The sequence below is a fragment of the Pseudomonas sp. GW821-FHT02H06 genome, assembly GCF_059421525.1.
On the sequence record NZ_JBWKVD010000001.1, the window covers coordinates 231,871 to 247,167 of the forward strand.

The 15,297-nt window shown below is 55.4% G+C and carries 14 protein-coding genes; 3 read left to right on the forward strand and 11 right to left on the reverse strand.

The window, feature by feature from the left end:
• Window positions 1-10 precede the first annotated feature (10 nt).
• Complete coding sequence (locus tag AC07VF_RS01135) at window positions 11-304, reverse strand: putative quinol monooxygenase (RefSeq protein WP_495008815.1); 294 nt, start codon at window positions 302-304, stop codon at window positions 11-13.
• 229 nt (window positions 305-533) lie between these two features.
• Window positions 534-1,532 carry a zinc-dependent alcohol dehydrogenase family protein gene (locus tag AC07VF_RS01140; protein WP_282371303.1) on the reverse strand — a complete coding sequence of 333 codons (999 nt, stop codon included), beginning with the start codon at window positions 1,530-1,532 and terminating at the stop codon, window positions 534-536.
• Window positions 1,533-1,634: 102 nt separating this feature from the next.
• Here AC07VF_RS01140 and AC07VF_RS01145 point away from each other — a divergent pair, with 102 nt between their 5' ends.
• On the forward strand, window positions 1,635-2,522 hold the full coding sequence (locus tag AC07VF_RS01145; RefSeq protein WP_192172898.1) for a LysR substrate-binding domain-containing protein: 888 nt from the start codon (window positions 1,635-1,637) through the stop codon (window positions 2,520-2,522).
• A 774-nt stretch (window positions 2,523-3,296) separates the two neighbouring features.
• Here AC07VF_RS01145 and gloA read toward each other — a convergent pair.
• A complete protein-coding gene (gene gloA, locus AC07VF_RS01150) occupies window positions 3,297-3,692 on the reverse strand; it encodes a lactoylglutathione lyase (RefSeq protein ID WP_282371301.1) in 396 nt (131 codons plus the stop codon).
• 202 nt (window positions 3,693-3,894) lie between these two features.
• Here gloA and AC07VF_RS01155 point away from each other — a divergent pair, with 202 nt between their 5' ends.
• The gene (locus tag AC07VF_RS01155) at window positions 3,895-4,755 is read left to right on the forward strand and encodes a LysR family transcriptional regulator (RefSeq protein WP_192172900.1); all 861 of its coding nucleotides are present in this window, start codon (window positions 3,895-3,897) and stop codon (window positions 4,753-4,755) included.
• 96 nt (window positions 4,756-4,851) lie between these two features.
• Here the strand turns inward: AC07VF_RS01155 and AC07VF_RS01160 are convergent, their stop codons facing one another.
• Both AC07VF_RS01160 and AC07VF_RS01165 read right to left on the reverse strand, forming a co-directional pair.
• Window positions 4,852-5,343 (reverse strand): phosphate-starvation-inducible PsiE family protein, encoded by a 492-nt coding sequence (locus AC07VF_RS01160; RefSeq protein WP_495008814.1) that lies wholly within the window; start codon window positions 5,341-5,343, stop codon window positions 4,852-4,854.
• Window positions 5,344-5,552: 209 nt separating this feature from the next.
• Window positions 5,553-5,708 (reverse strand): hypothetical protein, encoded by a 156-nt coding sequence (locus AC07VF_RS01165; RefSeq protein WP_192172902.1) that lies wholly within the window; start codon window positions 5,706-5,708, stop codon window positions 5,553-5,555.
• 283 nt (window positions 5,709-5,991) lie between these two features.
• Between AC07VF_RS01165 and AC07VF_RS01170 the strand changes: the two genes are divergently transcribed.
• Window positions 5,992-6,975 carry an LLM class oxidoreductase gene (locus AC07VF_RS01170; protein ID WP_192172903.1) on the forward strand — a complete coding sequence of 328 codons (984 nt, stop codon included), beginning with the start codon at window positions 5,992-5,994 and terminating at the stop codon, window positions 6,973-6,975.
• Here AC07VF_RS01170 and AC07VF_RS01175 read toward each other — a convergent pair.
• The 6 genes from AC07VF_RS01175 to AC07VF_RS01200 all read right to left on the reverse strand — a co-directional run bounded on the left by AC07VF_RS01175 (window position 6,908) and on the right by AC07VF_RS01200 (window position 14,876).
• Window positions 6,908-7,471, reverse strand: coding sequence for a hypothetical protein (locus tag AC07VF_RS01175; protein WP_495008813.1), 564 nt, complete (start codon window positions 7,469-7,471; stop codon window positions 6,908-6,910). The two genes, AC07VF_RS01170 and AC07VF_RS01175, sit on opposite strands and share 68 nt — an antisense overlap.
• A 130-nt stretch (window positions 7,472-7,601) precedes the next feature.
• Entirely contained in the window at window positions 7,602-10,361 is a 2,760-nt protein-coding gene (locus tag AC07VF_RS01180; protein WP_495008913.1) for an ATP-dependent Clp protease ATP-binding subunit, read from the reverse strand.
• A 278-nt stretch (window positions 10,362-10,639) separates the two neighbouring features.
• Window positions 10,640-11,179 carry a DsbA family protein gene (locus tag AC07VF_RS01185; RefSeq protein WP_065991699.1) on the reverse strand — a complete coding sequence of 180 codons (540 nt, stop codon included), beginning with the start codon at window positions 11,177-11,179 and terminating at the stop codon, window positions 10,640-10,642.
• An 8-nt stretch (window positions 11,180-11,187) separates the two neighbouring features.
• On the reverse strand, window positions 11,188-11,733 hold the full coding sequence (locus AC07VF_RS01190; protein WP_192172905.1) for a redoxin domain-containing protein: 546 nt from the start codon (window positions 11,731-11,733) through the stop codon (window positions 11,188-11,190).
• 365 nt (window positions 11,734-12,098) lie between these two features.
• The gene (locus AC07VF_RS01195; RefSeq protein WP_062383845.1) at window positions 12,099-12,401 is read right to left on the reverse strand and encodes a putative quinol monooxygenase; all 303 of its coding nucleotides are present in this window, start codon (window positions 12,399-12,401) and stop codon (window positions 12,099-12,101) included.
• 264 nt (window positions 12,402-12,665) lie between these two features.
• Window positions 12,666-14,876 carry an EAL domain-containing protein gene (locus tag AC07VF_RS01200; protein ID WP_192172906.1) on the reverse strand — a complete coding sequence of 737 codons (2,211 nt, stop codon included), beginning with the start codon at window positions 14,874-14,876 and terminating at the stop codon, window positions 12,666-12,668.
• Window positions 14,877-15,297: the final 421 nt, after the last annotated feature.

Genomic DNA, 15,297 nt, shown 5'->3' on the forward strand with positions numbered 1-15,297 from the left:
TCGAAGAACCTCAGGAGATGCGATACATTTTCGTGATGGTGAGTTTTTCAGCAGCACGCTCGATGAAAGGGAGCGCGGCCTGAAAATGCGGTGTCGCTTCGTGAGCAGTCAGCGCCGCTTCAGTGCGCCACTGTTCGATCATGTGGAAAGTGCGAGCCTGCTCGGCATCACGATGGAAATCGTACTGGATGCAATCCGCTTCGGCTCGGCTCGGGCCTTGCAGGCGCTGCAGCGTCTCCTCGAGTTCGGATTCAAACCCGGCCTTGGCGGTCAAAGTGGCAATCAGTGTCAAAGGGGTGGTCATCAAACCTCCTGCTTGTGGGCGTTATAAAGAGAGAGCGCATTGGCTGGCACGGGTGTATCGAAGATATCCATGCCGTCGGCCGTGCGACCAACAATTTGAATCCGCGGTGCTGCGAGATGGCGGCCTGGTCGAGATCCAGGTTATCGGCACGACACACATGAACTCGTCGCAGGGGAAGACTGAGTCACTGTCTTCTAGGCCCGGTGCACACGATCCTGTGTCGGCGTGACTAAGCCTTTCGCTCAATGACGACTTTGCCAATGGCACGACCTGACTCTAGGCGATCATGTGCCGCACTGACGCCCGCAGCAGTGAAATCATGGCGCTCATCGATCAGTGGCTTGACCAAGCCGCGATCAACCAGGGCAGCCAGTCTTTGCAGGATCTCGCCATGGTGCTTGCGGTCTTGGTTATGAATGATCGAAACAGCCATAAATACCAGGTCGAGTCTCAATGCCTTGAAGTGCATTTCGGTCAGATCGTAGGTGTCGTAACCGATGATCGAGACGACGTGGCCCTTGAGCTTCGCGGCTTTCAGCGAGTTCTGTAAGACCTCGCCGCCCAAGGTATCGAAGACCGTATCGAATCCCTTTCCTCCAGTGATTCGCTGACTGTATTCCTCAGGCGTCTCGCCGTTATAAAAAATAATTTCATCGGCGCCCAACCGACGGGCAATTTCCGCTTTTTCCGGTGTGGAAACCGTCGTCGATACCTTGGCTCCCAGAACCTTGGCCAATTGAATCCCTATGTGCCCTACACCGCCGGTGCCACCATGTACAAGGACATTGTCATTGGGTTTGATCGAAGCACGGTCGATCAGCGCCTCCCATGCAGTAATCGCCACGAGCGGCAAGCTTGCTGCTTCGCCAAAAGAGAGTGACGTGGGTTTTAGCGCCAGCATATTGGCATCGACCTCCATCTGATCTGCCAGCGCACCGGGAATCCCCACGATGCCGCCGAAACAGCCATAGACTTCATCGCCTGGGTTGAAGCGAGTCACGCCAGTACCGACGGAGCTGACCACCCCTGAAACATCAATGTGAAGAGTGGCCGGGAAAGTCAGACCAGCCGTACCTTCGCTGCCACGGCGAATTTTCGTGTCCACTGGATTCACGCTTGTCGCCCGCACATCGACAATCACATGACCTGCTCGCGCGCGGGGATTGTCCGTCTGAATTTCGACAAAAAGGTCTGAGCTACCATGCTGATTTATCACAATGGCTTTCAAGGGTTTAACTCCGAGGAACTATAGGCCACCAAATTATCATCAATAAAATTGGATAAGTACGTTAGAGTTGTTGAATCTTTCGGTCCTGTTGGTTGGTAATAAGTGCTGGATTCCATCGATGAATTGCGTTTGTTTGTTGCCGTTTTTGAAGAGGGATCCATCCGTGCGGCTTCCGAACGGCTGGGGATGACAGCTGCGGGTGGAAGTAAGCGTCTTCTGGCCCTTGAAGACAGCGTGGGCCGGAGACTTTTTAACCGAACCACCCGTAAACTCAGCCCCACTTCTGACGGTGAGAAGCTTTATCAGCATGCCCTGAGCATCCTCGAAAGCGTCGAGAAGGCCGAGGGAGGATTTTTCCAGAAGACCGAGATTACCGGTCATCTGCGCATAACCGCTTCCGCGACATTTGCCCAAGGTTATTTATCGAGCGTCGTAAGCAGTTATCTCAAACGCTACCCTGGCGTCATCGTCGATCTTCATCCAACGGATCAACTGGTTGATCTGGCCGCCCATGGTACCGATCTTGCGATTCGGCACGGCGTGATGGCCGATTCGTCCCTGATCGCGCAAAGAGTTGCTGCCTCTCGACGTCTGATATGCGCCGCCCCCCAGTATTGGGAAAAACAGGGCATGCCTATCTCTCCAAAAGAACTGGCCATGCTGGACGGGCTGATCGTTGGTAAGGATTCCAGCTGGGCCATGTCCCGGGGAGGCATCAAAAAAACCTGCAAAATACGCAAACGGTTTTCATCCAGTCTTGGGGAAGTGGTTCGCCAGATGGTGATAGATGGACATGGAATAGCGCTGCTCATGGACTGGCATGTACGAGATGATCTTGATTCAGGCGCTCTGGTGGAGGCATTGTCCGACTGGGCCATTGAGCCGCCGGTGGGAATTTATGCGGTCTACCCTTCAAGAGAAAACATTGCTCCGACTGTCCTGAGCTTTGTTGCTCATCTCAAAGAGTGGGTCGCGGCCCACCCCGTTTGAAGAAAGCGACAGTGCCGCCACGATAAATCCTGCCGGATGGAGTAAGAAGACCAGATGGACCCTCGCCCTCACTGTTCTGATTACGCTCGTCGGTATATGCCTAGCACTCATCGCTAGCAAAAAAACACCCAACCTCAATGGCACCTCTTTCGCACAGGGCCATTGTCGCTCATTACACTGCAACGCCATTGTTTGACATGCGCAAACGTGGTTCCTCCCGTTGGACACACTGCTCTCGCCACGTCCTTGATCGGCGTATGGATCATCGAGATAGCGATGAATACACCCAGCCGAAATCGCGCAACCAAAGCTATCAAGAACATGCAATTGTCAGTGGCGCGCAGAGAAAACAACTTCGTTGTCATCGGCCCGTACAAAAACGGGAGGGACGCAGTGCGCGTCGTAAGAGACCTGAATGACAGTTATAGCATTAGAGGTTGGATTATGAAGGGTAATTGATTTCTGACACTGACAAATTTGGGGATCAGAGATACGCGCGTGCATCAGAACATACAGGAGTTTCCGAACGACCCAGTGCATCCTGATTATTTGAGCCCATACGCCGCCATTTTAATGCGGCGTTTTCGGCGAAGTTGATATTTTTATCGGCAGTCAGGGTGCTGTTTTAAAGCGGTAGGATTCGTTACCGGCTTGAAGATGTGGCAGTGGAGGATCAGTTTATTCAATGATGCACCTAAAACTTCAAGCCTCATGCAAATGAGGTGTTGAGTGGATATATGGTAATGATCCTTATCGCGCGATCGCGGCGCTCGCTCAGTCGAATTGCGTACCTTTTTGAATCAGCTCAACCTTATATCCATTGGGGTCCTCAATGAACGCGATGACCGTACGCCCATGTTTCATAACACCTGCTGGTCGCGGAACGCGATATCCCATGATCGCAGCACGGCTGCATAATGCGTCTGCATCTTCAACCTCGATAGCGACATGCCCGTAAGCATCACCAAGCTCATAGCTGTTTTGTCCCCAATTATGCGTCAGCTCCAGGGCGACCGCCTCGGTCTCCGGACCATAACCAAGGAAAGCCAGTGTGAACTCGCCCTCTGGGTAGTCTTTGCGTCTTAAGAGGCTCATGCCAAGCAGCCTCGTGTAGAAGTGAATGGATTTGTCCAGGTTCACTACACGCAACATGGTATGCAGTATGCGCATCTACTTCTCCGCGGCAGCGTCGGCCATTGCATAGCCAACATCTCTAAAAATACTTTCATCGTAAGCCCGATTTCAGCTCTGGTGCTCAGCCAATAGCCAGTCTGTTTAAGGCTGGATGCATTTGACGGGACAATGTTAAGCTGCAAAGCCAATCACTAAAAGTGATCAGAAGTGAGCCAGGCCATCACAAAAGGAGATTCTCTTGAAACTTTCGCAGCTGGGCTTTTTTTGCGCTGTCGTCGACCACGGCACGATAGCCGCAGCCGCCGCATCGCTGCATTGTGTACCGTCGAACATCACGGCCAGACTGCGAGAGCTCGAAATTCAACTCGGCGTCGTTTTGTTCAATCGCGAAAATAACCGATTGCTGGTCACTCCCGAGGGCAGGTTGGTATACCGAAAAGCCAAACAGCTCATTGACCTGGCAGCTGAAACGCGCTCGTTGTTCTCAAACGATTCCATGCAGGGAGTGCTTCGCGTCGGAGCGCTAGATGTAGCGCTGGCCAATCATCTACCGGAGCGCCTCGTACGTTATCGCCTTGAGGCGCCGGGGGTAGAACTTCACATTCGCCCGGAGCACTCGCTATTCCTTGAGCGACTTTTGATGGATGGCGAGCTTGATTTGATTCTTACTGACGGCCCGATCCAGCATCCTTTGCTGGATAGCCGACTAGCGTTTCGTGAGCGCTTGATCAGAGTAGTGCCCAAAGCTCTTTCCTCGCCCACTCCCCAAGATTTGTCGGGGCTCGAACTATATGTATTCGGTCGCACGTGTCACTACAGACAACAGGTCGATAACTGGTTGGAAAGCAGCGGTATCCAGCCTCGGGCTATTCTGGAAATCGAATCGTATCCGAGTATCTTCGCCTGTATCGCGCAAGGGATAGGTTTCGCCTGCATACCAGAGAGTTACGTGGATCGTTTTGCCAGTCAGGCGCACACGTTTCAGGCTGACCAGGTGCCCAGTCTGGATTCAAGCGATATCTATTTCGTCTGGAGAAAGAACCAGCAATCACCCCTGATCAGAAACTTCATCGAGGTCATCGACAGTCTGGGTGTTTAATTGCAACCACGTCTAAACGATTCGAACTCGTCAAACCCCGACGGCGTCTCTTGGTGGGACGTGGTCGTAATCCCCAACGAAATAGGGCTGGGCCTTTTATTCCTCAGGCAATCTGCCGCGTTTTGTGAACGACCAATAGATGATCCCCAAGACCAGCGTTGCAAACCCCAATGCAGCGATAGTGGCGGCGGGCGTTGAAGCGGAATCAAGAATCACGAATTTGCGACTCAGGGCCAGGAGCGAGATAAGAATCACTGTTCGCAGCTGCACGATGCTCCCGTGCCTGAACGCCGGACGAATGATGGAGTGCTTGAACTCCAAGGCGATCAATACAGTGAAGATCGAACCGAACAGTAACTGGAAATCGCCGTGATCCAAGGGATCAATCGCGCCGCCTACCACCAGCGGCAGCACTCGTCTATAGAGCTGGAACAAAGCAATGACGATGACGCACGAGATCATCACGCCAAGCGCCAGCACGATGATCTGCTCGAATCGCTCATAGGCGTTCATCAGTGACCACTGGACACGAAGGCTTTTCAACGTCGATCTCGGAGGCAGTGGGGCTGAGGGGTCCGGATTCTTCATTAGGTTTTTGCTCCAGCACGTGTGGTTTCAGCTGTCGGCATGGCTCGCCTGTAGCCGCTGATCCAGCGCGCCAGATAGTTGAGTGAAGCAGAGTTTCGGGGGTACGGCCGAATCATTCCCAGTGCTCTCGATGCGCTACCCGCATCGGAGTCTGCCCGACCGCCTCGGCAACAGTGAACCCAGGCTGTTGACGTGAGCTGGTCTGGGTTCTAGTTGCTGATAATGGAGATCTTGTCGTTGCGCTCGATGATTGCGAGCGTGATCTGTTCAACTCGCTCAATCCCCTGCGCCAGTATCGCCGCCAGCGATCGCGGCTGGTTCATCGACGCGTAGCAATCATCGTCACAACCCGCATGGCGATTCATTGCAAACCCGCCTACGCTTGTTGGATGACCCCACGCCTTTACTCAGTTGAGGCAAAGGCTGGGGCAATCAGATTCCCTTCTGACTGTCCGCTTGCCGCGATCTGGACCTGCCCGCGTGTATCACCAGCCACTGGCTCCTTAATACGTCCCGCCCGACCAACATTTACCGCACAACGGGTAAACGTTTTACGCACTCCCCCACCTGTCGTTCTCAAGCGACCGATGCCGCAGCACCTCTGGAAATGAGGCCGCTGTTCACGTTCTCCCATTGAGGAAAATCAGTATGTATCGGCCGAGCACCATTACTTATCAGCAGCATCGAGGGTTCAGCCGGACCTTCACTCAGGGTCATTTGAGCCTTGGATTGTTTTTCCCTTTGGAGGCTTTCGATGGGGACATGCCCAGCATGCTCAACCAGGTCGCTTTGGCCAAACGAGCGGAGGCGTTGGGTTTCTGCGCGCTCTGGTTTCGTGATGTGCCTCTTCGGGATCCCGGTTTCGGCGATGTTGGCCAACTGTTCGACCCTTGGGTTTATCTGGGCTACATGGCCGCGCATACGTCTGAGATTGCGCTTGGCACTGCGTCCATTGCCATACCGTTGCGCCATCCGCTGCATACCGCCAAGGCATCTGCCAGCGTCGATCAACTGAGCGCAGGTCGCTTGATTCTGGGGGTGGCTTCCGGCGATCGTCCGGTGGAGTTTTTAGCTTTCGGCGTCGATCCCGAAAGGCGTGGAGAGCTCTTTCGGGAGCACTACGAGGTTATTAGGAAAGCCCACAGCACCAGCTTCGAACCCATCCGCTGGAGCGGTGGTGAGATGCAGGGCGCTGACTTGATTCCCAAACCCACAACCCAATCCATTCCAATGCTGGTGACTGGAAACAGTCGCCAGTCGCTGGACTGGATCGCGCGCGAAAGCCTCGGATGGATCAACTATCCACGCATACCGAACATGCAGCGGCTGATCGTTGAAGACTGGCGACGTGAGGTCATGAAGCAATGTGGCGCCGTCTATAAGCCCTTCGCTCAGTCGCTTTATATCGACCTCGACGAGACTCCATCCACGCCGCCCACCCGCATTCATTTAGGGTTCAAACTGGGACGCTACCATCTGCGGTTTTTGCTGGAGTCGCTTGAGGAGATCGGGGTGGACCACGTTATCCTGAATCTCAAATACGGAAAGCGCCCTGCTGAGGATGTCATTGAGGAGCTGGGTACTCACATTGTTCCGGAATTCGCAGTACAGCCGCGTCCTGAAGTGGACTGATACACGCAACCATCGCCACGCCCGGCCGATGTGATCTACGGCTGGGTGACCATGAGTTGCTTTCACCCGAAAGCGAAGCCTGCCAGGCTGGCGCTGTTCCAGCGCCATGGATAGCACCACGGTAGCCGTCATGTTGGCGTTGACTTCGGTACTGATGACTCTGAGTTTGAGCGCTTCGCAATGGCACAAACGCAAATTCGCCGCCCTGTGCCATCAATGGAGGGATGCAGTGCGTCGCTGTGGCTGCTTTTAGCGAAGCGCGACGCCATATACACAACGCCTTGACCGCCATCAGCGACAGCACGCCGGAGGTGATGAGCGTCCAGTTTCTGGCCATCACTTGCAGATCCAGCGTCATGTCGACGCCGAGAAAGAACAGCGCCAGCAGCAGGCCACGAAACGATTCTATGGCGGCCTCCAACTGGGGGGCGGACACGTCAGGACCGGTAATGCAGAGAGGAAGATAAGTGGTCAGTCCCGAAAAAAGCTTCAGCATCAGGCACCTCCTGAGCCTGCATCAAGAACGCATCTTCGTCTGCCGGGCTCGTCCAGGCATCCGAGGATCCAGTGCTTCATTGCACGACGTCATCAACAGTCCTGCTACCCAATGACGGGAGCACGTTGAGCTAAGTCCCTGTCCCCGCGATAGACACGCGATCATCAGGCTGGTCGGGCGGACTCATGTTTGCCGAGGCGTTTGGCGCATCCAGCTTATTGAAGAGCACTTCGTTACGCGCTTTGTCGTAACCCAGCTCAACGCTGTCGCCGGCCTGTAGCTTGCCAGCGAGCATTTCCTTCGCAAGCCACGTTTCGACGGTCTGGCGAATCTGACGTTTCAACTCGCGCGCGCCAAACTCGGGCTGATAACCAACATCCGCCAGATGATCAATGAGGGTGTCAGCCACTTTCACCGTGATGTTCTGGGCAGCCGCAGTTCGAATGACCCGATCAAGCTGAATGCCTACAATCGATCTGATGTTGTCACGGGTAAGGGCATGGAACACGATGATGTCATCAATACGGTTCAGGAATTCGGGACGAAAATGCCCTTTCAAGACTCCCATTAATTCATCACGTAACGCTTTATCCGTAAGGCGTTCATCTTCCGGGCGCTCAAGATTCTCCATGATAACGGGTGAGCCCAGATTGCTGGTGGCGATGATGATCGTATTGCTGAAGTCGACAATACGTCCCTTGCCGTCCGTGAGACGACCATCGTCGAACACCTGCAGCAATACGTTGCTCACATCGGGATGCGCCTTCTCGATCTCGTCGAGCAGAATCACACTGTAGGGCTTGCGGCGGACACGCTCTGTCAACTGACCACCTTCTTCGTATCCCACATAACCGGGTGGCGCACCGATCAACCGGGCAACCGCATGACGCTCCATGTACTCCGACATATCGATGCGAATGATCGATTGATCGTCGCCAAACACCGTCTCTGCCAACGCTTTGGCCAATTCGGTTTTGCCCACGCCGGTTGGACCAAGAAAGAGAAACGTGGCAATAGGTCTGTTGGCCTGTCCAAGGCCGGCGCGGGACAAACGAACCGCATCGCTGACCGCAAGCACGGCGTCTTCCTGCCCGACCAGCCGATCACGCAAAGTGTCTTCCATGTTCAGCAGCTTCTGACGCTCTTCCTGGGTGAGTTCGGTTACCGGAATACCGGTCAGACGGGAGAGTACTTCGGCAATCGACTCAAGGGTCACCTCGAGGGTTTCGGAACCCGTCTTGCGCTCCCAGGCTTCTGTCTCCTCTCCCAACTGGGCTTGTTTTTGACCGATGCGCTCTTGGAAGCCTTTGGATTCATCAAAGCGTTTTCGCGACGATGAATAGTCCTGTTCGCGTTTGAGCTGGGTGATTTCTGCTTCCAGCTCCTGAATGCCAGCGGGCCTTGACGAGGCGCTGATGCGCACGCGGGCCGCAGCCTGGTCGATCAGGTCAATGGCCTTGTCCGGCAGAAAGCGCGAGGTAATGTAACGATCCGACAGCTCCGCCGCTGCCACGAATGCTTCGTCGGCGAACGTCACCTGATGGTGCGCCTCAAGCTTATCGCGCAGCCCACGCAGGATAATGATGGTCTGTTCTACAGTGGGCTCGGATATCAGGACGGGCTGAAAACGTCTTTCGAGCGCCGCATCCTTTTCGATGTGCTTTTGGTACTCATTGAGCGTCGTCGCACCGATCAGACTGAGCTCCCCGCGTGCCAGTGCGGGTTTCAATACGTTGGCAATGTCCAAGCCGCCCTCTTCACCTCCCTGCCCCGCGCCAACGATCGTATGCAGCTCATCGATGAACAGAATCAGCTCCGAGCTCTTTGCAGCCACTTCATCGAGCAGTTGCTTGGCGCGCTCCTCAAATTCACCACGGTATTTGGAGCCCGCGACCATTGAGTTCAGATTGACTTCAACTAGCCGTCTGCCACGCAGAATTTCCGGGACATCGCCCTTTACTATGCGCTGTGCAAGCCCCTCAACGATGGCTGTCTTGCCAACCCCGGGTTCGCCGATCAGGACCGGATTGTTCTTCCTCCGGCGGGCCAGCACCTCAATGGTGTTTTCGATTTCCAGCGCGCGGCCCAATACGGGATCCAGCTTGCCCTCACGAGCCAATGACGTCAGGTCGCGACCGAACTTGTCGAGTGTCGGTGTTCCCGTGGGGGTCTCGACTCTCCCGTCCTCAGCCCCCTTACCCACCACTTTGACCACCTTCTGCCGCAAAGCTTCAGGGGTCACGCCGTATTTTTTGAGCAGCGTTCCGGCAATGCTTTCGGGCACCGAGGAAAGCCCGATCAACAGATGCTCGGGGCCAACATACGAGTGCCCTAAATCACGAGATGCCTGGAACGCAAAATTGAACACTTTCTTCAGTCGAGGCGAGATGCTCATCTGATCCACCGGAGCCTGCGCCTCCGCTGCGCCCCTTTGAGCGTGTTGATCGATGTAGCCTTTGATGTCGTCCGCAGAAAGCTTCAATTCTTTGAGCAACGCTGTGCCTACGTCGGTATCGGCAAGCACATACAACAGATGCTCAGTATCGAGCTCGCTGCGGTTGAACTCATGGGCTTTGTCTCCAGCGCGTTGCAGGATTTCCAGCGTCTGGGAGCTGAATGCATCAGTTGCATCGACAGATTCGCGAGGCACATGCGCAGAGAGCCTTAAGTCATCCCCCCCCTGTTCCGCCGCTCCGCCAATGCTGTCGAAAAAGCGGGACACGCCACCGCCCAGCAAAGAGTCGAAGGGGTTCAACATGCTTTGATGGCGTAAAAGTTGACGGTAATCGTGGTCGCAAACTGACATGGTTCTGGCCTGACCATTTTGCGACACGGTCACTCGCGCGACAGCGGGTCTGGCGTTACATATTTCACAGAGAGTAGCCATGATGAGTTGTCTCCAAAAATGGATAACACGGACTCATACAGATGGATCTACGTGCCCTCAACGATGCTCAGGAAACAGGGGCATGAGACCAGCAATACGCTGAGCTTGGTCGCCAAGACGATGAGGTGGGAGGGAATGGCAGCCTTGGGAAACGATGCCACCCGTTCAACATAGTCGCGATCTCATGAAAGCGCGCCACGGCTACTTGATTACCGACGAACGACGACCAGACATTTCGTGTAAATAAACAGCCTGTCGTTAGCTATCAACCCAGGCGCTAGCTAGCGATTGAGTCCACGCATCGAGGAAAGCTCAATCGCCTGACTCATCTCGGTGACCTCGGGAGGCCCGTCATAGCGAAGCCCGTCGATGTAGAACGCGGGCGTGCCGTTTACCCCGCTACGTACGCCGCCATTGAAATCGGATTGTATTTTGGGCAGATAGATATCGGTTTGCATGGCAACAACGAGTTCATCGCTGGAAAGGCCGTGTCTCAGTGCGATGGCGCCATACAGCGGCACGCCCAATCGATCCTGATTTTCATACAACTCGTCGTGGGCCTCCCAGAAGAATCCTCGACTCCCGGCATATTCAGCGGTGACAGCTGCACCCAGCGCATGCGGGTGAGCAGTGGTTAGTGGAAAGTTGCGGAAAACAAGCAACAGATCCTCGCCAAAATGCTGCTGCAGCTTCTTGACGACCCAGTACGCCAAACCGCAATAGGGGCATTCGTAGTCGCCATATTCCACCAGTGTGACCTTGGCATGCGCCCTTCCCTGGCGATGGTCGTTTGCAGTTACCGGGACTTTGAGAGTGGCCATGTGATCACCTACTGGTTTTTGGAGGGCGTGCTGTGTGGGGAATCCGCCAGAGCATCCAGCGCATCCAGAATGCCGTCCGCTCCAGGATTGATTGCCATCGGTGAAACGTAACTCCAGGCGACCACCCCCTCCTTGTCAATCACGAACAACGCCCGCTTACAAACTCCAAGGTGGGATTCGTACGCGCCATACTGTCGCGCCACCGCTCCTTTGGGCTCGAAATCGGCAAGCAGGCTGAAGTGAAAACCACGGTCTTTGACGAAGGCCTGATGACACCAAGCGCTGTCCACGGAAATACCCAGCAGCGTCGCGCCGTACTCTCTGAATGTGGGGAGCACCTGGTTGTACAAGGTCAGTTGGTCGCCACACACCGAGCTCCAGTCAGCGGGATAGAACGCCAATATTACGGGACTTCCCTTTAGCTCGTGCAGGGACAGCCGCTGATCGGGGGTCGCGTACAGGGAGAAATCGGGGGCGACAGTGCCGGCTGGAAGTGGTTCTTGAACCGGGCCGTCGGTCGTTTCTTTTGCATCATCCAATGCTGAAGTGTTCATTGCTTGAGCCCTGATAGATGGGGGTGGGTTCTGCTCAGCCGGATACAACTCGCCCGGCGGGATAACTCCATCCACCGTCAAGGGATTCAGAGTGGCGAAGAGGCCTCGATACAAGCCTGAGTGTCTTCGGCTGCGAGGGTTATGGTCCGCATCAACGAGCACGAGGCGATCCGCCGTGCTTTCTCGGAATGGGGTTGAGGCCAGGTTGGCAGCACAACGGCTGATTTGATCTGACGCACCAATGACTATAGTCGCTGTTGGCACCTCCCCCGCGAAAAGAGACCCGCGGTAACGTCCAGACTCAGCCGCGTCCCTGACGCGGCAAACGGCGGCAGGGACGGGTTGGAATGCCTCGTCGGGCTTGCCTAGCCGGGCAGCTTTGCCGCAAGGACGTCAACCTTCTCGATTGACGGCGGTTCGGCAAACAGCTCGGCAGCCTTTGCCATAAGCGCGGCGGCGACCTTGCCCGAAAGATGAGCCTGTCGGCCTGCTTCATCCGGGAAGGCGTCAAAGATGCCAAAGGTGGAAGGTCCCAAGCGGATGGCGAACCAGGCCGTGGTGGCTGGCTCCTCCGCCACGATTGCAAGACCACTCACTAAAAAGCTCTCAACCTCTTTCTCTTTCCCGGGTTTTGCTTCGAGACGAACGAACAACGCTACGTTGACCATGACGTGTGTCCTCTTGTTATGACCTGGTCATCATGCGCCATGCTTTCCAGTAAGCCCAACGGGATATTTGCCGACTTGGCAGCAAGCTCCAGCGTCGTGGGGATGGGAGATAGCGTCGAGTCATTCCGCCGGCAGAGCAAACGGCCAGAAGCAGACGCCGGACTGCCTCGCACCCGTCATTAGCTGCACCCAGCCCATTTACTCGACAGCGGCGCCCTTTCCCTCAGCATCCGATGTTCAAGACGCTGACAACCGAACGGCCGGTCAGCGATGAAACTCTGGATGGCTCAGGAACTCTTCGAGGGCGGCAAACGGCATCGGTCTGGCGAAGTGATAACCCTGAAAAATATCGCAGCGACTGCCTTTCAGGAATTCCATTTGGGACGCCGTTTCAACGCCTTCGGCGACTACAATGAGGCTGAGGTGGTGGGCCATGGAAATAATGCCCTGGGTGATCGCCGCATCGTGATGATCGGTAGCGATTTCCCGGATGAACGAACGGTCGATCTTGATTTTGTCGATCGGCAAACGCTTGAGGTAGCTGAGGCTGGAAAAACCGGTGCCGAAGTCATCGAGTGCAATCCGCACCCCCAATGCCTTGAGCCGGTGCAACGTCTCGATCGCCTGTTCAGCGTTGTGCAACAGCAGCGACTCGGTGATCTCCAGCTCCAGTTGTTCACCTCGCAGACCATGTTTGTCCAGCGTGGCCTGGACATACTGCACGAAATGGCCACGCTGAAAATGCATCGGTGAGATATTGACGGCCATCGAGATGCCCGTGATGCCCTGCTCGTCCAGCAGGCGCAACTGAGCGCAGGCCGTATCGAGCACCCAAAGGCTAAGCGCGATGATCTGACCGCTGTCCTCGGCCACCGGTACAAATACCGCTGGGGGGATAAATCCCTTTTCCGGATGCTCCCAGCGCAGCAACGCTTCGATCCCGACCACACGCCCGGTGCGTGCGTCGATCTGCGGTTGATAATGCAGCTGTAACGACTGAGTCTCGATAGCCTTTTGCAGGTCATTGCGCAGCGTGGCGTGCTCGCAAACTCGCTGATTCAGGTCGCTGGTGTACCACTGAAAGTTGTTACGCCCTTGTTGTTTGGCTTTGTACATAGCCATGTCAGCCTGCTGGATCAACTGCATCGGCTGCTCAAGGTGACCATCGCTCAGAGTGATGCCGACACTTGCGCTTACGTGCAGGTCGATGCCCTGGATGCAGTAGGGTCTGGCAATGCTGGCCATCAATCGCTCGGCCACCGGCACGACGTCTTCATCACGCAGCAGGTCCGGCAACAGAACGATGAATTCGTCACCGCCCATGCGCACGATCGTATCCCCGGGCCTAACCTGCTCGGCCATGCGTCGCGCTACCTCGACCAGCACCTGATCGCCAAAGTAGTGGCCGATCGAATCATTGATGGATTTGAAACCATCCAAATCTATGCACATCACCGCCAACAGCCGCTTACGCCGACGACTGAGGTGACAATCCAGAATAAGCTGGTCTTCAAGCGACACACGGTTAAGCAAGCCGGTCAGTTGGTCATGGCTGGCGTTGAAACTCAACTGGCGCTCGAAATGCTTCTGATCGCTGATGTCACGGGCAATGCCAAACACACCAACGATCTCGCCGTTGACCATGATGGGCAGGTTCGAAATGTCCATGGTCAACAGTTTTTCATTCTCGTCTCGAAGCCGTGCCTCGAAGCGTTGAGGGGCTCCGGCGCGCGCTGCGGAAAAATGCCGACTGACCCGCATCAGGTCTTCCTCAGGCACCAGACGGGAAAAGTGATGGCCAATGAACTGGGTTGCAGTCTGCGGCTTAAGCTTCAGGCCTGCGGGATTCACACTCTGGATGTTGCCGAGCAGATCGAGCGCGAACACCGGGTTGGGGTTATAGGTGAACAGTGAACGAAAGCGTTGCTCGCTCTCCTCCAGACGCTGACCGTCACGCTCATGGCGGATTGCGATGACTGCCAGTTGGGCCGCGCACGCAAGTTGTTGAATCTGTACTTCGTCTGGCGTATGGGTGCGATTCTGATACAGGGCAAATGTGCCCAGAACGCTGCCTTCATGGGAGAGCAAAGGAACCGACCAGCACGAATGCAAGTTATGCCCAAGCGCCAGGCTGCGGAAACGCTCCCAATTCGGATCTTGAGCGATGTCTTCAGTGACCACCATTTCGCGCCGGAAAGCTGCCGTGCCGCAGGTGCCTTCCGTTGGACCGATCGCCATTCCATGAATCGCCTCACTGTATTTGGCCGGCAGGCCGGGCGCTGCGCCGCTGAGCAAGTGCTTACCCTCGGCGTCAGTGAGGAGAATGGAACAGAACGTATCGGGGCTTAGGGCGTTTTGCATCTGGCAAATAGCGGAAAGTATTTCGTCCAGATGCTGGTCGCTTGCGATCATGCCGAGAATGTCACGTTGCGACTCGGGGAACGTATTGCTGTGAAAATCGGGACGAGTATTCATGGTGGTTCCTGAAGACTCTCGAGGTCGTCCGCTCTACAAAGAGCCAGAAATAATGGGCGGCCGATCAGTGTCCACTAGTGCGTCGGTCGCGCACTGTAGGCAGCGGCGCCCCGCTGAAGAAAGGCTCAGAGGTGACATAAAAAGCAGTGTCAGATTGACGCCGTTTGGCGGTGAACGGACCACGACCATTCGGCCGATGTGATCGCCCTCTGCCCGAACGATCATCATGAAGCGCACTATCGAATGAACAAGGCAGAGGTGCGCGAATTTCCTCACCTTGGCCCAGGGTTTTTACCTGATCGTCACACGTTCGAGACGTGGCTCTGGTCAATTTCTGGGTGCCGTAACGGGCAGCGATTGTCCTTCAGAATGCAGAAGTACCCTCGACTTAGGTAGCTAAACAGCTGCAAAAACCATCGAC